We start from the raw sequence: 21343 nt of genomic DNA, 5'->3' as shown, positions 1-21343 counted from the left end.
CGTGAGCACGAGACGGATCCTCTGAGGCCCCTTACGCATGTCCAAGGGGCCGCCGCCCGCCCGAAGATGCGGAACTCTCCCGATGCGGCACCCCTCCCTGGGAGACGAAGGTGGGGGCATCGCGGCAAGCGAAGCCCGAAACCCGCACCCGACTCTCCTGGAGGACCTGCCATGTTCGAGTTCGAACTCCACCGCGTCCGTTCCGCCGAGCTGCTCCGCCGGGCCGAGCACGAGCGCCTGGCCCGCGAGGCCGTCCGCGTGCGCCACGAAGCCCGCCGCGAGGCGACGGCCCGCCGCACCGCGGCCCGCCCCGAGCCCGAACCCGGCGGCGACGCCGGCCACCCCCGTCGCCGGCTTCCGCGCGCCGCGTGAGCGACGGCCGTAGGGCACCGCTCCCCGCCACCGGTACGACGAATCCACCCCCGCTGTGGAAAACCGCCGCCGCCTCGCCGGGCCCCCGTGCGATGCTCGGGCCCGTGGAGACCAGATCCGTCAGTCCGGTGTTCGTCGGCCGCGGCGATGAGTGGGACACGCTGAACGACGCGCTCGCCCGTGCCGCCGCGGGAGGGCCACAGGCGCTGCTGATCGGCGGTGAGGCGGGCGTCGGCAAGACGCGTCTGGTCGAGGAGTTCGCCACGGCCGCCTCCCGTCAGGGCGCCGTCGTGGCCGTGGGCGGTTGTGTGGAGATCGGCGCCGACGGGCTGCCGTTCGCCCCGTTCTCCACCGCCCTGCGCGCCCTGCGCCGCGCGCTGCCCGACGAGGTGTCCGATGCTGCCGCGGGCCAGGAGGAGGAACTGGCCCGTCTGCTGCCCGAGTTGGGCGACGCCGCGCTCACCCGGGCCGCGGGCCGGCACGACGAGGAGGGGACGGCCCGGCTCTTCGAACTCACCGCCCGCCTGCTCGAACGGGCCGCCGCCGACCGCACGGTCGTCGTCGCCCTGGAGGACCTGCACTGGTCCGACGCCTCCACCCGCCACCTCCTGTCCTACCTCCTGCGCACCCTGCGCACCGGCCGCCTCGTCATCCTCGCCACCTACCGCTCCGACGACATCCACCGCCGCCATCCCCTGCGCCCCCTCCTCGCCGAACTCGACCGGCTGCGCACCGTCCGCCGCGTCGAACTCGCCCGCTTCAACCGCGAGGAGGTCGGCCGCCAGATCGCCGGCATCCTCGCCGCCGAACCGGACCCCCACCAGGCCGACGAGATCTTCGAACGGTCCGACGGCAACGCCTTCTTCGTCGAGGAGTTGGCCGTCGCCGCCCATGAGGGCTGCCGCACCGGCCTCACCGACTCGCTGCGCGATCTGCTCCTCGTGCGCGTCGAGACGCTCTCGGAGACCGCCCAGCGCGTCGCCCGGATCGTCGCCGAGGGCGGCTCGACCGTCGAGTACCGGCTGCTCGCCGCCGTCGCCGGGCTCGCCGAGGACGACCTCATCGAGGCCCTGCGGTCCGCCGTGAACGCCGGCATCCTCACACCCGCACCCGGCGGCGACGGCTACCGCTTCCGCCACTCCCTGGTCCGCGAGGCCGTCGCCGACGACCTGCTGCCCGGCGAGCGCTCCCGCCTCAACCGCCGTTACGCCGAAGCCCTGGAGGCCGACCCGACGCTCGCCCCCGCCGACGAGCGCCCCACCCGCCTCGCCAGCTACTGGTACCACGCCGGCGATCCCGCCAAGGCGCTGCCCGCCGTCCTGGACGCCTCCGTGGCGGCCCGCTGCCGCCACGCCTACTCCGAACAACTGCGGTTGCTGGAGCGGGCGATGGAGCTGTGGGACGCCACCCCCGAGAACGTCAGGGCCACCCTGCGCCCGGTCGACTACACCGAGGTCTACCCTCCCTGCGGCTGCGACCCGGCCACCGCGCCCCTGCGCTATCTCGATCTGATGGCCGAGGCCGCCGTCGCGGGGCGGCTGTGCGGGGAGCGCGAGCGCGCCCTGAAGATCACCAAGCGGGCGCTGGGGCTGCTGGAGGAAGAGGACGATCCCCTGCGCGCGGCCTGGTTCTGGACCCAGCGCTCCCACCTGGTGCAGAACCTGGCCCGTGGCGACGGCCGGCAGGAGCTGGCCACCGCACAGGAACTGGTGCGCGGACTCCCACCGTCCGAGGTACACGCCAATGTGCTGGACCAGGTCGCCGGTTCGCTGATGCTGCGCGCGCCCGGCCCGGAGGCCTTCTCGGCCGCCGAACGCGCGGTGGAGTACGCCCGGATGCTGGGCGCCCGCGAGACGGAGACGAACGCCCGCCTCACCCTCGGCGGCCTCATGGCCGGCGCGGGCGACGCCGAGGCGGGACTCGCGATGATGACCGAGGTGAAGGAACGGACCGTCGCCGACGGCATGCCGTCCGTCGCCGGACGCGCCTACATCAACCTGCCCTCCGAGCTCGAAGCCCTGGGCCGCTCCGGCGAGGCCGCCCGCCTCCTGGAGGAAGGGGTCGGCCACACGCGGAAGTTCGGCCTGCTGAACTCCGAGTCCTGGGTGTGGTCCAACCTCGCCGACTCGCGGTACTCACTGGGCCGCTGGGACGCCGCCGTCGAGGCCGCGGAGCACGCGCTGCGGCGCGGCCACAACGCCAAGCCCCAGGGGATGGCCCTCATGGTGCTGGCCCGGATCGCCCTCGGCCGTGGCGACGGGCCCGAGGCCGCGCGCCAACTGGCCGCCGCCCGGAGCCGCTACGGCGCCCACGACCCCATGCCCCAGCAGTCCCTCCCGCTGGCCGCCCTCGCGATCGGCGTCGCCGCGGCCGAAGGGCGCCTCCTCGACGCCCGCGCCGAACTCGACCGCGCCCTGGACTCCGGCATGCCGCCCGGCACCCAGCGCTATGGCTGGCACCTCCTGCTGGCCGCCGCCACCGCCGAGGCCGGCGCCCGGACGGTGCCCGCCGCGCAGCCGGGCCGCGCGGCGGCCCTGGAGCGCATCGCCGCGGCCGTCAAGAAGCTCACCACCAACGCACCGATCTGGCTCGGCTACGAGCAGTGGGCCCGCGCCGAACTGCGCCGGGCCGAGGGCACCGCCGACGTGGACGCCTGGTCGCATGTCGTCACCGCCTTCGAGCAGTTGGAGCGGCCCTACGACCTCGCCCGCGTCCGGCACCGTCTGGCCGAGGCACTCCTCTCCTCGGGCGGCGAGGACGAGCGGGCCCGTGCCACGGAGCTGCTGCGCCTGGCCCACGCCGTCGCCGGCCACCTCGGCGCGCGCCCGCTGGCCGACGCCGTCACCCTCCTCGCCCAGCGCGGCCGCCTGTCCCTGACCCGTGCCCGCGAGCACGCCCTCACCCCGGCCGATCCCGTAGAGGCCCTCGGTCTCACCAGCCGGGAGCGCGACGTCCTGCGCCTGGTCGCGGCGGGCCGTACCAACCGTCAGATAGCCGAGGCGCTGTTCATCTCCCCGAAGACCGCGAGCGTCCATGTGTCGAACATCCTCGGCAAGCTCGGCGTCGCGGGCAGGGGAGAGGCGGCGGCGTTGGCCCACCGGCTGGACCTGTTTCCGTCCGACCCGCTCCCCGCCGGGAAGACGGGGTGAATCCGGGTGCGGCCCACGCCTCAACGGGCCTGCTGCTCACCGGACCTGCTCCCCAAGGGGGCCGGCTCCCCAACGGGGCTCACTTCACCTCCAGTTCCAGGATTCGGTCGTCGCCCTTCGCCGGCTTCCCTCTGCCGTCCGTGTTGCTCGTGACGAGCCACAGCTTGTCGCCGCCCGCCGCGGTCACGGTGCGCAGGCGGCCGTACTCACCCGTGAGGAAGGCCTGCGGGGCGGCCGCGGCCTCCGTGCCCTTCAGCGGGATACGCCACAGGCGTTCGCCCTTCAGGGCCGCCATCCAGATGACGCCGTCGACGTAGGCGATGCCGCTGGGGGAGGCGTCGTCCGTGTGCCACTCGGCGATCGGGTTGTGGAACGTGCTGTTCGACGACTGGCCCTCGTCATCCGGCCAGCCGTAGTTGTCGCCGGGCTTGATCGCGTTCAGCTCGTCCCAGGTGTGCTGGCCGAACTCCGAGGCGAACAGCCGCTGTTTGCCGTCCCAGGCCAGCCCCTGCACATTGCGGTGGCCGTAGCTGTAGACGGGGGAGTCGGGGAACGGGTTGCCCGGGGCCGGTTCGCCCTCCGGGGTCAGGCGCAGGATCTTGCCGCCCAGGGAGTTCTTGTCCTGGGCCAGTCCCCCGTTGCCGCTCTCGCCCGTGCCCGCGTAGAGCATGCCGTCCGGGCCGAAGGCGATGCGGCCGCCGTTGTGGATACGGCCCTTGGGGATGCCCTTGAAGATCGTGTCGGGGGCGCCCAGTTGATCGCCGGCGGGCTTGTGCTCGTCGTACAGCATGCGGACGATGCGGTTGTCCGAGGCCGAGGTGAAGTAGGCGTAGATCATGTGGTCCGAGGCGAAGTCGGGGGAGAGGGCGATGCCGAGGAGGCCGCCCTCACCGGCCGGGGACACCCCCGAGACCTTGCCCAGTTCGGTCTTCTTGTCCGTCTTCGCGTCCACGTGGACGATCGTCGCGTCGTCACGGGAGGAGACCAGCAGGTCGCCGTCCGGCAGGGGCGTCAGGCCCCACGGGGATGTCAGATCCTCGGTGACCGTCCGCAGCACCTTCACGGAACCCTGGGCGGGCGGGGTCGGCTCGGACGCCCTGCCGGACGCGGAGACACCGGCTGCCGCGCCGCCCGGCCCGCTCGACCCTGTGCTCCCGCTCCCGAACGGTGATCCTCCCCCGCCGGAGGAGCAGCCGGCCGTGAGCAGGAGCGTGGCCGCGGCCAGCACGGCCGTCGCAGCTCGACGTTGCACGATCATGGTCCCTTCGACGCGGCGGTTCCCCTCCAGGCTCTCCTTCTCATACACCGCTCGCACCGCATGGGTTCCCGATTCAGCCGGACGGGTTTCGGGCGCCCGTGGCCGTCATTCCCACGACCCCTGCGCGCGCGGCAGCCGGGCCAGTGCCGTGAGGTCCGCCGCGGTCAGCCCGAGGCCGGCGGCCGCGGCGTTCTCCGTGGCCCAGCGCTCCCGCTTGGTCCCCGGCACCGGGACCACGTGCCGGCCCTGGGCCAGCACCCACGCCAGGGCCACCTGAGCGGGAGTGACGTCCTCGCCGTGCCGGCGGGCCATGCGGCGCAGGTCCGCCACGATGGGTTGGTTGGCAGCCATCATCTCGGCCGTGAAACGGGGGTGGCGGGCCCGGACGTCCTCGGGTTCGAAGCCCCCGCCGGGGGTCAGCGTGCCGGTCAGGAAGCCGTGGCCCAGCGGCATCGCCGCCAGGAAGCCCACGCCCCGCGCCTCGCACCACGGCAGCAGCGCGTCCAGCGCCTCCGGCGACCACACCGACAGCTCGGCCTGCACCGCGCTCACCGGGAAGACCTGCTGCACCCGCCGGAGCTGGCGGAGCGTGGCGTCGTGCAGACCCGCGCCCGAGCGGCGGCCGCCGCGCGCACCCACCGCGCACAGGCCGAGCGCCCGTACCTTCCCGGCCTGGACGAGTTCCGCCATCGCGCCCCACGTCTCCTCGACCGGGACCTCGGGGTCGGCGCGGTGCAGCTGGTAGAGGTCGATGAAGTCCGTCTGCAGGCGCCTGAGGGAGGCGTCGCACGCCCGCTTCACATACCCCGGGCGGCCGTTGGCCACGATGTGCTGCTCGCCGACCAGCAGGCCGACCTTCGTCGACACGAAGGCGTCCGCGCGCCGCTCCTTCAGCACCCGGCCCAGCAGCAGCTCGTTGGTGAACGGGCCGTACATGTCAGCCGTGTCCAGCAGCGACGAGCCCACGTCCAGCGCCCGGTGCACCGCCCTGAGCGACTCGTCGCCCCGCCGCCGGGAAGCGCTGTACGCCCAGCTCATCGGCATGCATCCGAGTCCGACGGCCCCCACCGCGAGCGCCTCGGCCCCGATCGTCCTGCGCTCCACCTGGTCGTGAACCTCCCTTTCCTGGCCTCCCAACCTAACCTCTGCGCCCTTGCGTCCCTGACATAGCCTCTGACCATGACCGCAGACGTATGGCTACCCATTCCGCCGCAGGACATCGAGGGTCTTCCCGAGGGGCTCAACTACCGTTTCTGGGACGGGGGTGAGGACGGGCGGCAGGAGTTCCCGGCCGATCCCGCGGACTGCGCGGTGTACGTCGTGCCGTACCTGAAGAGCCACTCCGTGAAGGTGGGTCCGCTGGGGCGGATGTCCCATCTCCAGGTCGTCCAGACGCTTTCGGCCGGTGTCGACGACGTCACCGGGGTGCTGTCGTCGATCGCGCCCGGCGTACGGCTGTGCAACGCGCGCGGAGTGCACGAGGCGAGCACCGCCGAGCTCGCGCTCACCCTGATCCTCGCGTCCCTGCGCGGCATCCCCGACTTCGTCCGGGCGCAGCAGCAGGGGCGCTGGCAGACCGGGTTCCGTCCCGCCCTAGCGGACAAGACGGTCCTCATCGTCGGATACGGGTCCATCGGCTCGGCCATCGAAGACCGGCTCGCGCCCTTCGAGCTTGCGCGGGTGGCGCGCGTGGCGCGCTCCGGGCGTGCCACAGAGCGCGGTCCCGTGCATCCGCTCACCGAACTGCCCTCCCTGCTCCCCGAAGCGGACGTCGTCATCGTCTCCACGCCCCTGACCGAGGACACCCGGGGCCTGGTCGACGGTGACTTCCTGGCGCGGATGAAGGACGGAGCGCTGCTGGTCAACGTCGCCCGCGGGCCCGTCGTCGACACCAAGGCCCTGCTCGCGGAGCTGGAGGGCGGCCGCCTCACCGCCGCGCTGGACGTGACGGATCCCGAGCCGCTTCCCCCGGGGCACCCCCTGTGGCAGGCGCCCGGCGTGCTGATCAGCCCGCACGTGGGCGGCCCCACCTCGGCGTTCCTGCCGCGCGCCAAGCGGCTGCTGGTGGACCAGTTGACCCGTTTCGTGAACCGGGAGCCCCTGCGCAACGTGATCCTTACGACGGGCTCCACGACGTCGACGGGCGCGTGACGGCGGGCAGGTAAGGGCGTGTAATCCGGTTCGGGCACCCTCCGCGATCCTCTGGATGCGGTAAGTACGCGCATTCCCGCTGGTCGTCACTGTGCGTAGAGAACCTATGTCCCTGAGTGACGAGACTGGTGTATCGTCCCGACAGGGGCTGCGCCGCGCACCGATCGGCGCCGGGGACGGACATTTCACATCTGTGAGGGGGGCGACGGGCGATGCACGGCCTATGGACGAACGATCCGACGCGGCGGAGCCGCCGACGGCGGCCCTGGCGCACGGCGTCGCGCAGACGCTGCCACCACTTCAGCCAACTCCACCACCGCAGGCCCAGCGTCCGCAGGAGGTACACGCACCCGGCGCACCGGGACCAGCGCGATCCGGGAGCCGCGCGGACCGGGGGGCCCCGGTGAACGCGCCGCCCGCCGTGACGACCACCCTCGACGGAGCCCCGGCGCGGGCGCACCCCGTGCCGGGGACGCCGCTGCCGCGTCCGCCGGCTCTCGACGGCGGGTCGCGCCTGGTCCACCAGCTCGTCCTGGTCCTGGTCTGCGCGGGCTACGCCGTCGGCTCCGCGGCCGGCTGGGGCTCGAGCGAACTCGCGCTGGTCATGGGCGACTTCGGGCTGACCGCCGCGGCCGGAACGGCCGCCGTCTCGTGCTTCCTCTACGCCCGTACACCCGGCGTCCGCTTTCGACCCGCGTGGCTGCTGTTCGCCGTCTCCTCGGCGATGGCGGCCCTGGGCAACGCGGTCTGGGGGTGGTACGAGGTCGTCCTGCAGCGACAGGTGCCCAGCCCCAGCTACGCCGACCTGTTCTTCCTGTGCTTCGCGCCCCCCGCCATCGTGGGGCTGCTCGTGCTGGCCAAGCGGCCGGTGACGAAGGCGGGCTGGATCTGCCTGGCCCTGGACGCCTGGCTGATCGGCGGCTCGCTGCTCACCCTGTCGTGGAGCCTCGCGCTCGCCCAGGCCGCCCGGTTCGACGGGCCGAGCGTGGCGCACACCGCGCTGTCGCTGGCGTATCCGCTGCTCGACATCGCCCTCGTCAGCATGGTGCTCGCGCTGCACTTCCGGAGAACACCGGGGAACCGTACGGCCGTGAACACCGCGATCGGCGCGCTCGCCCTGACCGTGATGTGCGACGCTCTGTTCACCTCGCCGCTGCTGCACAGCAGTTACCACTCCGGACAGCTGCTGGACGCGGGCTGGTTCGCCGGCTCGCTGCTCCTCGCGTACGCCCCCTGGGCGGCTCCCCGGCACCAGGGGCAGCGGGAGCCCGACCGGCACACCCCGGACGGGCACCCGCGCGTGGTGCACGAGCACGTGCCGGGACAGCACGGCGGCGGGCACCACCCCGCGCCCGCCCCGGGGGGTGATCACAGCCGGTATCCGGCCGGCCGGCCCATCGCCGGTTCCCTGGCCGCGCTCACCCCGTACCTGGCCGCGGGCGTGTGCACGCTGGGCATCCTGTACAACGGCCTCAACGGCCGCAGCCCCGACCACGTCGTGCTCATCACCGCCGGCGCCGTCGTGCTGGCGCTCGTCGTGCGCCAGGGCATCATGCTGCTCGACAACATCACCCTCACCCAGGAACTGGCGCAGAAGGAGAACCACTTCCGCTCCCTGGTGCAGGGCTCCAGCGACGTCATCATGATCGCCGCTCCCAACGGCATCCTCCGGTACGTCTCCCCGGCCGCCGCCGGTGTCTACGGCCGCCCCGCGGAGGAGCTGGTGGGTACCGAACTGGCCAATCTCATCCACCCGGAGGATCTGGGCTGCGTGGTGCACGAGGTGCGCCGCTTCCTCGCCGCCAGCCCCCTCGAAGAACGTGCCACGCGCATCGAGTGCCGCTTCCGGTCCGGTGGCGGCGGCTGGCTCAATGTCGAGTCCACCGTCAACCGCCATCACGGCGGGCTCATCCTCAACAGCCGGGACGTGACGGAGCGCGTGCGCCTGCAGGCGCAGCTCCAGCACAACGCCGAGCACGACCCGCTGACCGACCTGCCCAACCGCGCGCTGTTCACCCGGCGCGTGCAGCAGGCCGTCTCCGGCCGCCGTGCCTCCGACCGCGGCGCCGCCCTGCGCGGCACGGCGGTGCTCTTCATCGACCTGGACGGCTTCAAGGCCGTCAACGACACGATCGGGCACCAGGCCGGGGACGAGCTGCTCGTCCAGGCCGCCCGCAGACTCCAGGAGGCGGTCCGCCGCGGGGACACCGCCTCCCGGCTGGGCGGCGACGAGTTCGCGGCCCTGATCGTCGGGGACGGCACCCGTGACCACAGTGCCCGGGAGCGGCACATCCTGGAGCTCGCCGACCGCCTCAGGGGCACCCTCTCCCAGCCGTACGCCATCGACGGGAACGACGTCCGGGTCAACGCGTCCATCGGCGTGGCCTTCGCCGAACCCGGCCTCGGCGGGGGCGAGTTGCTGCGCAACGCCGACCTCGCCATGTATCGCGCCAAGTCGGCCGGCAAGGGCCGCGTCGAGCTGTACAAGCCGCAGATGCAGCAGGACGTCGTACGCAAGGCGGAGCTGGCCACGCGGCTGCGTGCCGCCCTGCACGACGGCGAGTTCACGCTGCTGCATCAGCCGGTGGTGTGCCTGGACAGCGGCCGGATCACCTCGGTCTCCGCGCAGGCGCGCTGGCGCTCCTCCCAGGGGGTGCTGTTCACGCCGGCCGAGTTCCTGAGGGTGGCCGAGGACAGCGACAAGACCTCGGAGCTCGACCGCTGGATCCTCCAGGAGTCGGTGGAGCAGGCCGCCGAGCGCACCGCGACCGGGCACGCCGTCCCCGTGGCGGTGCGGATGTCCGCCCGGCGGCTGCTCGACCGGTCGATGCCGCTCGGCTCCGTGGAGGCCCTGCTGACCCGGCACGGGCTGCCCTCCGGCTCCCTGGTCGTCGAACTGGCCGACCTCGATCCCCGGGTCTGCCTGGACGAGTTGGACCGGCGGCTGAGCGCCCTCAGGCGTCTCGGCGTACGGATCGCGCTCGACGGCTTCGGCAGCGGGTACGCGGCGATCACGGCGCTCAGAAAGCTCCCCGTCGACGTGCTGAAACTCGACCGCGGCCTGGTCGAGGGCGTCGTCGAGTCCGCCCGGCTGCACAAGATCACCAGCGGGCTGCTGCGTATCGCCACCGACCTCGGGCTGCAGTCCGTGGCCGACGGCGTGGACCTCCCCGAGCAGCTCGTCGCCCTGCGCGCGATGGGCTGCACCCACGGGCAGGGCATGGTGTTCGCCGCGCCGCTGGACGAGTACCGGCTGCGCCGGGCGATCGGCCGCGGTCCCTACCCGGTTCCGCACGGTCCGGCCGAACCGGCCTTCGCGGGCCGCACGGGGGTGTACACCAGTGGTGTGAGCAGTGGCGCGACGGCCGTCTTGGGAGGCGGGAGCGCCCTTCGCTCACATAATGAGACTCCCGTCCCACCCACTTGACACGTGGTGCGTGCCGGGGGGAGGGTCAGTGCCATGCGCACCCGAATTCTCGTACTTGGAAAGCGCGTCGGCTGAGCTGGGACTCACCGGACACCGTCCGGAATCCCCAGCGACCTCCTCCGGCGCGCTCCCCTCGCTTGCCTAACGGCACGAGGGGTTTTTTGTTGCACATGCACCATGCGGACAACAGCCGCACACCGCACGAACTTCGCAGAAACCCTCAGCATCGAGAAGAGAATGCCGATGACCGAGCAGGCCACCGGGGCCCACCATCCGCAGCCGCGGCCCCGTTCCGGAGGACAGCAGTCCGCGCCCGTCGAGCACGTGACCGGCGCGCAGTCCCTGATCCGTTCGCTCGAGGAGGTCGGCGCCGACACCGTATTCGGCATTCCGGGCGGGGCGATCCTGCCTGCGTACGACCCGCTGATGGACTCGCGTCGCGTGCGGCACGTCCTGGTCCGGCACGAGCAGGGCGCCGGCCACGCGGCCACCGGTTACGCGCAGGCCACCGGCAAGGTCGGCGTCTGCATGGCGACGTCGGGCCCGGGTGCGACGAACCTGGTCACGCCCATCGCCGACGCGCACATGGACTCGGTGCCGCTCGTGGCGATCACCGGCCAGGTCGCGTCCAAGGCGATCGGCACGGACGCCTTCCAGGAGGCGGACATCGTCGGCATCACCATGCCGATCACCAAGCACAACTTCCTTGTCACGAAGGCCGAGGACATCCCCCGGGTCATCGCGGAGGCGTTCCACATCGCCTCCACCGGCCGCCCCGGACCGGTCCTCGTCGACATCGCCAAGGACGCCCTGCAGGCGCGGACCACCTTCTCCTGGCCGCCGGTCATGGACCTGCCCGGCTACCGCCCGGTGACCAAGCCGCACGCCAAGCAGATCCGCGAGGCCGCCAAGCTGATCAGCGCCGCCAAGCGGCCCGTCCTCTACGTCGGCGGCGGCGTCCTGAAGTCGAAGGCCACCGCCGAGCTCAAGGTCCTCGCCGAGCTCACCGGAGCGCCCGTCACCACCACCCTGATGGCGCTCGGCGCGTTCCCCGACAGCCACCCGCTGCACGTGGGAATGCCGGGCATGCACGGTGCGGTCACCGCCGTCACCGCGCTGCAGAAGGCCGACCTGATCGTCGCCCTCGGAGCCCGCTTCGACGACCGCGTCACCGGCAAGCTGGACAGCTTCGCGCCGTACGCCAAAATCGTCCACGCCGACATCGACCCCGCGGAGATCGGCAAGAACCGCGAGGCCGACGTGCCGATCGTCGGTGACGCCCGCGAGGTCATCGCGGACCTGATCCAGGCCGTGCAGAAGGAGCACAGCGAGGGTCAGCAGGGCGAGGCCGCCAGGTCGAGGTACGCGGCCTGGTGGAAGGACCTCAACCGCTGGCGCGACACCTACCCGCTCGGCTACGACCAGCCCGCGGACGGCTCGCTGTCCCCGCAGCAGGTCATCGAGCGGATCGGTCAACTGGCGCCCGAGGGAACGATCTTCGCGGCGGGCGTCGGCCAGCACCAGATGTGGGCCGCGCACTTCGTCCAGTACGACACGCCCGCGACCTGGCTGAACTCCGGCGGCGCCGGAACCATGGGCTACGCGGTCCCGGCCGCCATGGGCGCCAAGGCCGGCCGGCCGGACCGGGCGGTCTGGGCGATCGACGGCGACGGCTGCTTCCAGATGACCAACCAGGAGCTCACCACCTGCGCCCTGAACAACATCCCGATCAAGGTGGCCGTCATCAACAACGGCGCCCTCGGGATGGTCCGCCAGTGGCAGACCCTCTTCTACAACCAGCGGTACTCCAACACCGTGCTGCACTCCGGCCACGAGACGGACGACCCGTCCTCTCACAACGGCCCCGCCACGGGACCGAGCGCCGGCACCCGCGTCCCCGACTTCGTGAAGCTGTCGGAGGCCATGGGCTGCTACGCGATCCGCTGCGAGTCCCTGGACGACCTCGACAAGGTCATCGAGGAGGCGAACTCGATCAACGACCGCCCGGTCGTCGTCGACTTCATCGTCCACGAGGACGCGATGGTGTGGCCGATGGTCGCCGCCGGCACCTCCAACGACGAGATCATGGCCGCCCGGGACGTCCGCCCCGACTTCGGCGACAACGAAGACGACTGAGCCAGAGACGCACGAGAGAGACGAAAGAGAAATGTCCAAGCACACGCTCTCCGTCCTGGTGGAGAACACCCCGGGCATCCTCGCCCGCATCGCCGCCCTGTTCTCCCGCCGCGGCTTCAACATCGACTCGCTCGCGGTCGGCGTCACCGAGCACCCCGACATCTCCCGCATCACCATCGTGGTGAACGTCGAGGACCTCCCGCTGGAGCAGGTGACCAAGCAGCTCAACAAGCTCGTCAACGTGCTGAAGATCGTCGAACTGGAGCCGTCACAGGCCGTCCAGCGCGAACTCGTTCTGGTGAAGGTGCGCGCCGACAACGAGACGCGCTCCCAGGTCGTCGAGATCGTCCAGCTGTTCCGCGCCAAGACCGTCGACGTCTCCCCGGAGGCCGTCACCATCGAGGCCACCGGAAGCGGCGACAAGCTGTCCGCGATGCTCAAGATGCTCGAACCGTTCGGCATCAAGGAGCTGGTCCAGTCCGGCACGATCGCGATCGGACGCGGCGCCCGTTCGATCACCGACCGGTCGCTGCGCGCCCTCGACCGGTCCGCCTAGGCACACGAACCGGTCGCCACCGGCACACGATCCGGTCCGTACCGGCACACGAGCGGGCGGCCGGCCCCCGCGCGAAGCGCACCGGCCGCCCGTATGGCGAGACCCCGAAACTTCCTTTCCGCCCACCGGCATACGGTGGGACGCGACACCAGTCACATCAAGGAGAGAACCCAAAGTGGCCGAGCTGTTCTACGACGCTGATGCCGACCTGTCCATCATCCAGGGCCGCAAGGTCGCGGTCATCGGCTACGGCAGCCAGGGCCACGCCCACGCCCTGTCGCTGCGCGACTCCGGTGTCGACGTGCGCGTCGGTCTGCCCGAGGGCTCCAAGTCCCGGGCCAAGGCCGAGGAGCAGGGCCTGCGCGTGGTGACTCCGGCGGAGGCCGCCGCCGAGGCCGACGTCATCATGATCCTGGTCCCGGACCCGATCCAGGCCCAGGTCTACGAGGAGTCGATCGCCCCGAACCTGAAGGACGGCGACGCGCTGTTCTTCGGCCACGGCTTCAACATCCGCTTCGGTTTCATCAAGCCCCCGGCCGGCGTCGACGTCTGCATGGTCGCCCCGAAGGGCCCGGGCCACCTGGTCCGCCGCCAGTACGAGGAGGGCCGCGGCGTTCCGTGCATCGTGGCCGTCGAGCAGGACGCCTCGGGCGACGCCTTCGCGCTGGCGCTGTCGTACGCCAAGGGCATCGGCGGCACCCGCGCCGGCGTCATCAAGACGACCTTCACCGAGGAGACCGAGACCGACCTGTTCGGCGAGCAGGCCGTGCTGTGCGGTGGCACCGCGGCCCTGGTCAAGGCGGGCTTCGAGACCCTGGTCGAGGCCGGCTACCAGCCGGAGATCGCCTACTTCGAGTGCCTCCACGAGCTGAAGCTGATCGTGGACCTCATGTACGAGGGCGGCCTGGAGAAGATGCGCTGGTCCGTCTCCGAGACCGCCGAGTGGGGCGACTACGTCACCGGCCCGCGCATCATCAACGACCAGACCAAGGTCGAGATGAAGAAGGTCCTCACCGAGATCCAGGACGGCACGTTCGCCCAGAACTGGATGGACGAGTACCACGGCGGTCTGAAGAAGTACGACGACTACAAGAAGCAGGACTCCGAGCACCTGCTGGAGACCACCGGCAAGCAGCTGCGCAAGCTGATGAGCTGGGTGAACGAGGAGGCGTAGGCCTCAGGGCCGCGGGGCCGGAGCCGGTTGCTCCGGCCCCGCCGCCCATCTTGTCCACGCTGTCCACCCACGGACGGGTGATCCTTCCGCCGCGGCGCGATATGCCGTACGCGGCACTACTACACTGCTGGACTACATACGCGTCAGGCCCACAGCGTCGTGCGTCTTCCGCGGCTTGCCCCCCTCCTCCGCCTGCGGCCGTCGGGACGGCCGTCCGCACGCTCTGGACTTGTGAGGACCCACGTGAGCTCGAAACCCGTCGTACTCATCGCCGAAGAGCTGTCGCCCGCCACCGTTGACGCGCTTGGCCCGGACTTCGAGATCCGGCACTGCAACGGAGCGGACCGATCCGAGCTGCTCCCGGCCATCACCGACGTGGACGCGATCCTGATCCGCTCCGCCACCAAGGTCGACGCCGAGGCGATCGCCGCCGCCAAGAAGCTGAAGGTCGTCGCGCGCGCCGGCGTCGGCCTGGACAACGTCGACGTCTCCGCCGCCACCAAGGCCGGCGTGATGGTCGTCAACGCCCCCACCTCCAACATCGTCACGGCCGCCGAGCTGGCCTGCGGCCTGATCCTCGCCACCGCCCGCAACATCCCGCAGGCCAACGCCGCGCTGAAGGACGGCGAGTGGAAGCGCAGCAAGTACACGGGCGTGGAGCTGGCCGAGAAGACCCTGGGCGTCGTCGGCCTCGGCCGCATCGGCGCGCTCGTCGCCCAGCGCATGTCCGCCTTCGGCATGAAGGTCGTGGCGTACGACCCCTACGTGCAGCCCGCGCGGGCCGCGCAGATGGGCGTCAAGGTGCTGTCCCTGGACGAGCTGCTCGCCGTCTCCGACTTCATCACCGTGCACCTGCCGAAGACGCCCGAGACCCTCGGCCTGATCGGCGCGGACGCGCTGCACAAGGTCAAGCCGAGCGTGCGCGTCGTCAACGCCGCGCGCGGCGGCATCGTCGACGAGGAGGCGCTGTACGCGGCGCTGAAGGAGGGCCGCGTCGCGGGCGCCGGCCTGGACGTGTACTCGAAGGAGCCGTGCACCGACTCCCCGCTCTTCGAGCTGGACCAGGTCGTGTGCACCCCGCACCTCGGCGCGTCCACGGACGAGGCCCAGGAGAAGGCGGGCATCGCCGTCGCCCGCTCGGTGCGCCTCGCGCTCGCCGGCGAGCTGGTCCCGGACGCGGTGAACGTGCAGGGCGGCGTCATCGCCGAGGACGTCAAGCCGGGCCTGCCGCTCGCCGAGCGCCTCGGCCGCATCTTCACCGCGCTCGCGGGCGAGGTGGCCGCACGGCTGGACGTCGAGGTGTACGGCGAGATCACCCAGCACGACGTGAAGGTGCTCGAACTCTCCGCGCTCAAGGGCGTCTTCGAGGACGTCGTCGACGAGACGGTGTCGTACGTCAACGCTCCCCTGTTCGCCCAGGAGCGCGGCGTCGAGGTGCGCCTGACGACCAGCTCGGAGTCGGCCGACCACCGCAACGTCGTGACCGTGCGCGGCACGCTGTCCGGCGGCGAGGAGGTGTCGGTCTCCGGCACGCTGGCCGGCCCGAAGCACGTCCAGAAGATCGTCGCCGTCGGCGACTACGACGTCGACCTCGCGCTCGCCGAGCACATGCTCGTCCTGCGCTACGAGGACCGTCCCGGCGTCGTCGGAACCGTCGGCCGCATCCTCGGCGAGGCGGGCGTCAACATCGCCGGCATGCAGGTCGCGCGCGCCGGCGTCGGCGGTGAGGCACTGGCCGTACTGACCGTGGACGACACGGTGGGCGCCGGCGTCCTGGCCGACCTGGGCGCCGAGATCGGCGCGACGTTCGCCCGCTCGGTCAACCTGGTCTGAGACCACCGCACCGAGACGCCGGGCGGGCTGGACATCCAGCCCGCCCGGCGTCGTGCTGTGCCCGGGGCGCCGTCCGGAACGGCTTTCAGAGCCGCGCCCCCTTCAACGCCATGTGCAGCAGCAGCCGGTCCTCGCCGTCGTCGAGGTCGAGCCCCGTGAGGTGCTCCACCCGGGACAGGCGGTAGTAGAGGGTCTGGCGGTGGATGCCCAGGGCGGCTGCCGTGCGGCCCGCCTGGCCCGCGTAGTCGAGGTAGGTCTCGGCGGTGCGGGCCAGTTCGAGGTGGGCGGGGGTGAGGAGCGGGGTGACCACGGGGTCGTGGGCGGCCTCCGGAGGGAGGGCGGTCAGCAGACGGAACGGCCCGATGCGCGCCCACTGCGCGACCGGACCGAGCCTCGGCTCCGCGAGCACCGCGCGGGTGGCGCCGACCGCCTCCTGCCAGGACGTCCCCAGCTCCGCGAGCCCGGGCCGCGCGGGCGCGATGCCCGCGGCGGCGCCGCCACCCTTGCCTCCCGTGCCGCCCGCCCGTTCCAGCAGGCGCCCCGCCGCCGACACCGCAGGCGTCATCGCGTCCGCCGACCGCAGGCGCACCAGCAGCGCGAGCGACTGCGACGCGGCACCCCACGGCACCGTGCACAGCGCCGTCGCCCCCGGCAGCGTACGCACCGACGGTGCGTCGGCGGGGTCCGCCGAGGGCCACGGGGCCACGCACACCACCGTGTGCGGGCCGTCCGCGCGGTTCCCCAGCGCCGTGCGCAGCTCCGCCACCGCCATGTCCCGCTGCCAGCCCGGCTCGGCGGTCAGCACCGCCCGCAGCTCCCGGGTGAGGCCGGCCCCGGCCTCGGCCTCGTCCGCGAGCAGCGCGCCGATGCGGGCGGTGACCGCCATGGCCGCCGTCAGCTGCCTCTCGCTCGGGCCCGGATCGCTGTCGAGGAGCCAGACGTACCCGAGGGCGACACTCCTATGGCGCACCGGCAGGCAGATCCGTCCGCGGAAGACCCCGGCCTCCGGGGTGGGCGGGATGCGGACCGGCCCCGTCGCCCGCGTGATGCCGAAGCCCTCGAACCACTCGCGCACGGCCGCCGTGGAACGCCGGGTCAGGATCGAGCGGGCGCGGACCGGGTCGAGGGCCGAGGCGTCCAACTCGCCCTCGCTGTCGTCGTACGCGCCGAAGACGATCAGTTCGAAGTCGCGGTTCTCCAGGGTCGCCGGGACGCCCAGCAGCTCCGAGATCTCGTCCACCAGCTCCTGGTAGTCACCTTTGTAAACGGCCGTCACTCGGGCATTCTCCCGCATTTCAGCGCCCCCTTCATACATCTGTCTGAGATCGGGGGAACGGATGCGTGACAGCTGTCGATGGCCCACGATCAGAGGGATCCTTAGGTTTCACGGTGGTTCTCCGTGCCGTAGCCGAATCGTCGGCCGACGGCCGTCTGGTGCTCTGTTGTGGAGGTGCCCCGTGCTGGGTCCCGTGATTCTCGCCGCGTCGCGCAGCGACCGGATGCGACGTCTGATCTCGGCGGCCCCGGTGACCAAACAGGTCGTCGACCGCTTCATCCCGGGTGAGACCGTGGCGGACATCGTCCCGATCATCAAGGAGCTCACGGCCAAGGGCCTGGAGCTGACCATGGACGTCGTCGGCGAGGACATCACGACCCCCGGGCAGGCCGCCGCCGCCCGGGACGCCTACCTGGAGCTGATCCAGCGCCTCAAGGCGCTCGGCCTCGGCGACAGGGTCGAGATGTCCGTCAAGCTGTCGATGTTCGGGCAGTCCCTCCCGTCGCCCGCCACCACCCTCGACCGAGGGCCCTCCGGGCCCGCCCCTGCATTCCAGGGTGGTCACGAGCTGGCCCTCGCCAACGTCCGCCCGGTCGTCGAGGCCGCCGCCGCCATCGGTACGACCGTGACGCTCGACGCCGAGGACCACACCACCCTCGACTCGATGTTCGCCATCCACGAGGAGCTGCGGAAGGACTTCCCGCAGACCGGCTGCGTCATCCAGGCCTACCTGTTCCGCACCGAGGCCGACGCCCGCCGGCTCGCCGCGAGCGGCAGCCGCGTACGGCTCGTCAAGGGCGCGTACAAGGAGCCCGCCGAGGTCGCGTACCAGCAGAGGCACGAGATCGACAAGGCGTACGTCCGTATCCTGCGGACCTTGATGGAGGGCGAGGGGTACCCGATGATCGGGTCCCACGACCCGCGCCTCATCTCCATCGCGCAGGAGCTCGCGCGGAAGGCCGGGCGCAAACTGGACGAGTACGAGTTCCAGATGCTCTACGGCATCCGCAGCGACGAGCACCTGCGGCTGGCCGCCGAAGGACACCGCATGCGCGTCTACACCGCCTACGGCACCGACTGGTACGGCTATTTCATGCGCCGTCTCGCGGAGAAGCCGGCGAACCTGCGCTTCTTCCTGCGCAGCATGGCCACCAAGGGCTGAGCCCGAACACCCGCTCAAGACACCCGCTCAAGAAAAAAGGAGTCAAAGGTCTCATGGACGCTGTGACCCAGGTCCCCACCCCCGTCAACGAGCCGGTGCACGGCTACGCCCCCGGCACGCCCGAGCGTGCCCGCCTCGAGGCCAAGCTCAAGGAGCTCGCCGAGAACCCGGTCGACCTGCCGATGACCATCGGCGGCGAGAAGCGGATGGGCGGCGGCGAGGCCTTCCAGGTCGTCCAGCCGCACAACCACAAGGCCGTCATCGGCACGCTCCGCAACGCCACCCAGCAGGACGCCCAGGACGCCATCGACGCGGCCCTGGCCGCCGCGCCCGCCTGGCGTGCGATGTCCTTCGACGACCGCGCGGCCATCATCCTCCGCGCCGCCGAGCTGCTCTCCGGCCCCTGGCGCGAGACCATCGCCGCCTCCACCATGCTCGGCCAGTCCAAGACGGCCCAGCAGGCCGAGATCGACTCGCCCTGCGAGCTGATCGACTTCTGGCGCTTCAACGTCCACTACGCCCGCCAGATCCTGGCCGAGCAGCCCCCGGCCAACTCCGCGGGCGTGTGGAACCGCATGGACCACCGTCCGCTGGAGGGCTTCGTCTACGCGATCACCCCCTTCAACTTCAGCGCCATCGCGGCCAACCTGCCGACCGCCCCGGCCCTCATGGGCAACGTGGTCGTGTGGAAGCCGTCCCCGACGCAGACCCACGCCGCCGTGCTGCTGATGCAGTTGCTGGAGGAGGCCGGTCTGCCCAAGGGCGTCATCAACCTCGTCACCGGTGACGGCATCGAGGTCTCCGAGGTCGCCCTGGCCCACCGCGACCTGGCCGGCATCCACTTCACCGGCTCGACCAAGACCTTCCAGTACCTGTGGAAGACGGTCGGCAACAACATCGAGAAGTACCGCGCCTACCCGCGCCTGGTCGGCGAGACCGGCGGCAAGGACTTCCTCGTCGCCCACCCGAGCGCGGACCGGGCGGCGCTGAAGACCGCCCTGACCCGCGGTGCCTTCGAGTACCAGGGCCAGAAGTGCTCGGCGACCTCGCGTGCGTACATCCCGGCCTCCATCTGGAACTCCGGCTTCAAGGAGGAGTTCGCGGCCGAGGTCGACGGCCTGGCCATGGGTGACGTCACCGACCTGTCGAACTTCATCGGCGCCGTGATCGACGACCGCGCCTTCGCCAAGAACAAGGACGCGATCGACCGCGCCGCGGGCGACCCGACCTGCACGATCGTCGCGGGCGGCACGTACGACGACTCGGTCGGCTACTTCGTCCGTCCGACCGTCGTCGAGTGCACCGACCCGGAGAACGAGGTCTTCCGCACCGAGTACTTCGGCCCGTTCCTCGCCGTGCACGTCTACGAGGACGACCAGTACGACGAGATGCTGACCCAGATGGAGTCGGTCTCCGACTACGCCCTCACCGGCGCGGTCATCTCCAACGACCGCGCGGCGGCGGCGTACACGATGGAGAAGCTCCGCTACGCGGCGGGCAACTTCTACATCAACGACAAGTCGACCGGCGCCGTCGTCGGCCAGCAGCCCTTCGGCGGCGGCCGCGCCTCCGGCACCAACGACAAGGCCGGCGCCCCGCAGAACCTGATGCGCTGGACCCTGACCCGCGCCATCAAGGAGACCCTGGTCCCGCCGACCGACTACACGTACCCCCACATGGGCTGACGCCCCCGCCCCCGAATCCGGGCCGGGAAGCCCGACCACCCCGAGCGGGCTTCCCGGCCCGTTTCCATGCCCGCGCGGGCCACACTGTCCTGGTGACCCCGAGCGTGGCGGTGGAGACGGACGACGGCGTACGACTGTGGGTGGCGAGGCCGGATCACGGAGAGGCACCCCTGGTGCTCTGCCACGGCGGGCCCGGGCTGTGGGACATGTTCGCGGACGTGGCCGGGCTGCTGGCGGACGTCACTCCCGTCGTCCGGTGGGACCAGCGCGGTTGCGGGCGATCGCGCCCGTGCGCGGGACCGTGGACGACCGACCGGTTCGTCGCGGACCTGGACACCGTACGGCGGCACGCCGGCCTCGACCGGATGGCGCTGCTCGGCCACTCCTGGGGCGCCCAGCTGGCGTTGAGCTACGCGCTGGCGCACCCCGAGCGGGTCAGCACGCTCGTGTACGTCTCCGGTACGGGGATCGGCCCGGACGCCGACTGGTATCCCGCCTTCACGGAGAACACCCGTGCCCGGCTCGCCGATCACCCCGAACGCCTCGCCCGCTGGCGGGAGTTGACCGGCCGCACCCGGCTCACGGAACGCGAGGAGCGGGAGCGTGCGGTGCTCCAGTGGTCGGCCGAGTTCGAGGACCGGGAGCGGGCCCTGGAGCACGCCGAGCGCATGGCCGACCCGTGGTTCGGGATCAACCACGCGTGCAGCAGGGCGCTCAACGACGAGCGCAGGCGCACCTGGGGCACCCCCGAGCTGTACGCCGCCTGCGCCTCCCTCGACGTCCCCGTGCTGATCGTCGACGGTGCCCGGGACCCGCGCCCGCGCACCGCCGTGGACTCCCTGGAGCGGGCGCTGCCCCGCGTACGCCGGGTGGTCCTGCCGGACGCGGGGCACATGCCGTGGGTGGAGGACCCGAAGGGCTTCCGGGACGCGGTGGCGGCGTCATGCCGCGCGTGTTAACCGGGCATCTCCGTCCGCTCCCACCACTCGTACACCGGCAGCCTGCCCTCCGTCGTGTCCTCGTACCGCGAGGTCCGCCTGAAGTGCTCGTATCCGTTGCGGAGCTCGATCTTCACATCGTCCTTGGGGGGCGGGAGCGGGACGATCCGTTCGGGCAGGTCCTGCGGACCGCCCACCAGCAGCACTTTGGCCGTGTCGTTCATGA

Annotated in this window: 15 protein-coding genes; 11 read left to right on the top strand and 4 right to left on the bottom strand. The window is 71.7% G+C overall.

Annotation, left to right across the window (positions count from 1 at the left end; translation table 11 throughout):
• The first annotated feature begins 171 nt into the window (after positions 1-171).
• Positions 172-372 carry a hypothetical protein gene (locus tag ABZ910_RS08485; RefSeq protein WP_361360898.1) on the top strand — a complete coding sequence of 67 codons (201 nt, stop codon included), beginning with the start codon at positions 172-174 and terminating at the stop codon, positions 370-372.
• 92 nt (positions 373-464) lie between these two features.
• Positions 465-3521: an AAA family ATPase gene (locus ABZ910_RS08480; protein WP_361361037.1), complete on the top strand. Its 3057-nt coding sequence runs from the start codon at positions 465-467 to the stop codon at positions 3519-3521.
• 79 nt (positions 3522-3600) lie between these two features.
• Here ABZ910_RS08480 and ABZ910_RS08475 read toward each other — a convergent pair whose 3' ends face one another.
• Both ABZ910_RS08475 and ABZ910_RS08470 read right to left on the bottom strand, forming a co-directional pair.
• Positions 3601-4779 (bottom strand): PQQ-dependent sugar dehydrogenase, encoded by a 1179-nt coding sequence (locus tag ABZ910_RS08475; RefSeq protein WP_361360896.1) that lies wholly within the window; start codon positions 4777-4779, stop codon positions 3601-3603.
• 105 nt (positions 4780-4884) lie between these two features.
• A complete protein-coding gene (locus ABZ910_RS08470; RefSeq protein WP_361360894.1) occupies positions 4885-5883 on the bottom strand; it encodes an aldo/keto reductase in 999 nt (332 codons plus the stop codon).
• Positions 5884-5958: 75 nt separating this feature from the next.
• Between ABZ910_RS08470 and ABZ910_RS08465 the strand changes: the two genes are divergently transcribed.
• The 6 genes from ABZ910_RS08465 (at position 5959) to serA (ending at position 16056) form a co-directional block, all read left to right on the top strand.
• Positions 5959-6930 (top strand): 2-hydroxyacid dehydrogenase, encoded by a 972-nt coding sequence (locus ABZ910_RS08465; RefSeq protein WP_361360892.1) that lies wholly within the window; start codon positions 5959-5961, stop codon positions 6928-6930.
• A gap of 403 nt (positions 6931-7333) precedes the next feature.
• Positions 7334-10357, top strand: a complete 3024-nt coding sequence (locus ABZ910_RS08460) for an EAL domain-containing protein (protein ID WP_361360890.1) — start codon at positions 7334-7336, stop codon at positions 10355-10357.
• A 237-nt stretch (positions 10358-10594) separates the two neighbouring features.
• The gene (locus tag ABZ910_RS08455; protein WP_361360888.1) at positions 10595-12493 is read left to right on the top strand and encodes an acetolactate synthase large subunit; all 1899 of its coding nucleotides are present in this window, start codon (positions 10595-10597) and stop codon (positions 12491-12493) included.
• Between the two features lie 31 nt (positions 12494-12524).
• Complete coding sequence (gene ilvN / locus ABZ910_RS08450; RefSeq protein WP_361360886.1) at positions 12525-13049, top strand: acetolactate synthase small subunit; 525 nt, start codon at positions 12525-12527, stop codon at positions 13047-13049.
• 175 nt (positions 13050-13224) lie between these two features.
• The gene (gene ilvC / locus ABZ910_RS08445; RefSeq protein ID WP_361360884.1) at positions 13225-14223 is read left to right on the top strand and encodes a ketol-acid reductoisomerase; all 999 of its coding nucleotides are present in this window, start codon (positions 13225-13227) and stop codon (positions 14221-14223) included.
• A 243-nt stretch (positions 14224-14466) separates the two neighbouring features.
• A complete protein-coding gene (gene serA, locus ABZ910_RS08440; protein ID WP_361360882.1) occupies positions 14467-16056 on the top strand; it encodes a phosphoglycerate dehydrogenase in 1590 nt (529 codons plus the stop codon).
• An 85-nt stretch (positions 16057-16141) separates the two neighbouring features.
• Here serA and ABZ910_RS08435 read toward each other — a convergent pair whose 3' ends face one another.
• Positions 16142-17350 (bottom strand): helix-turn-helix domain-containing protein, encoded by a 1209-nt coding sequence (locus tag ABZ910_RS08435; protein WP_361360881.1) that lies wholly within the window; start codon positions 17348-17350, stop codon positions 16142-16144.
• A 163-nt stretch (positions 17351-17513) separates the two neighbouring features.
• Between ABZ910_RS08435 and ABZ910_RS08430 the strand changes: the two genes are divergently transcribed.
• The 3 genes from ABZ910_RS08430 to ABZ910_RS08420 all read left to right on the top strand — a co-directional run bounded on the left by ABZ910_RS08430 (position 17514) and on the right by ABZ910_RS08420 (position 21138).
• Positions 17514-18494 carry a proline dehydrogenase family protein gene (locus ABZ910_RS08430; RefSeq protein ID WP_361360879.1) on the top strand — a complete coding sequence of 327 codons (981 nt, stop codon included), beginning with the start codon at positions 17514-17516 and terminating at the stop codon, positions 18492-18494.
• A gap of 53 nt (positions 18495-18547) precedes the next feature.
• Entirely contained in the window at positions 18548-20179 is a 1632-nt protein-coding gene (gene pruA, locus ABZ910_RS08425; RefSeq protein ID WP_361360877.1) for an L-glutamate gamma-semialdehyde dehydrogenase, read from the top strand.
• Positions 20180-20271: 92 nt separating this feature from the next.
• Positions 20272-21138 carry an alpha/beta hydrolase gene (locus ABZ910_RS08420; protein WP_361360875.1) on the top strand — a complete coding sequence of 289 codons (867 nt, stop codon included), beginning with the start codon at positions 20272-20274 and terminating at the stop codon, positions 21136-21138.
• On the opposite strand, the gene ABZ910_RS08415 is transcribed toward ABZ910_RS08420, so the two are convergent.
• On the bottom strand, positions 21135-21341 hold the full coding sequence (locus tag ABZ910_RS08415; RefSeq protein ID WP_361360873.1) for a DUF5988 family protein: 207 nt from the start codon (positions 21339-21341) through the stop codon (positions 21135-21137). The genes ABZ910_RS08420 and ABZ910_RS08415 overlap by 4 nt on opposite strands.
• Between the last annotated feature and the right edge of the window lie 2 nt (positions 21342-21343).

It is taken from the genome of Streptomyces sp. NPDC046805, assembly GCF_040645355.1.
GTDB lineage: Bacteria > Actinomycetota > Actinomycetes > Streptomycetales > Streptomycetaceae > Streptomyces.
Note: the sequence above shows the minus strand (reverse complement) of the source record. Positions and strands in the feature narration are given on the sequence as shown.

Coding starts and splice junctions, on each gene's coding strand:
- ABZ910_RS08485 (WP_361360898.1), top strand. CDS start 172: ATGTTCGAGTTCGAACTCCACCGCGTCCGTTCCGCCGAGCTGCTCCGC.
- ABZ910_RS08480 (WP_361361037.1), top strand. CDS start 465: ATGCTCGGGCCCGTGGAGACCAGATCCGTCAGTCCGGTGTTCGTCGGC.
- ABZ910_RS08475 (WP_361360896.1), bottom strand. CDS start 4,779: ATGATCGTGCAACGTCGAGCTGCGACGGCCGTGCTGGCCGCGGCCACG.
- ABZ910_RS08465 (WP_361360892.1), top strand. CDS start 5,959: ATGACCGCAGACGTATGGCTACCCATTCCGCCGCAGGACATCGAGGGT.
- ABZ910_RS08455 (WP_361360888.1), top strand. CDS start 10,595: ATGCCGATGACCGAGCAGGCCACCGGGGCCCACCATCCGCAGCCGCGG.
- ilvN (WP_361360886.1), top strand. CDS start 12,525: ATGTCCAAGCACACGCTCTCCGTCCTGGTGGAGAACACCCCGGGCATC.
- ABZ910_RS08435 (WP_361360881.1), bottom strand. CDS start 17,350: ATGCGGGAGAATGCCCGAGTGACGGCCGTTTACAAAGGTGACTACCAG.
- pruA (WP_361360877.1), top strand. CDS start 18,548: ATGGACGCTGTGACCCAGGTCCCCACCCCCGTCAACGAGCCGGTGCAC.
- ABZ910_RS08415 (WP_361360873.1), bottom strand. CDS start 21,341: ATGAACGACACGGCCAAAGTGCTGCTGGTGGGCGGTCCGCAGGACCTG.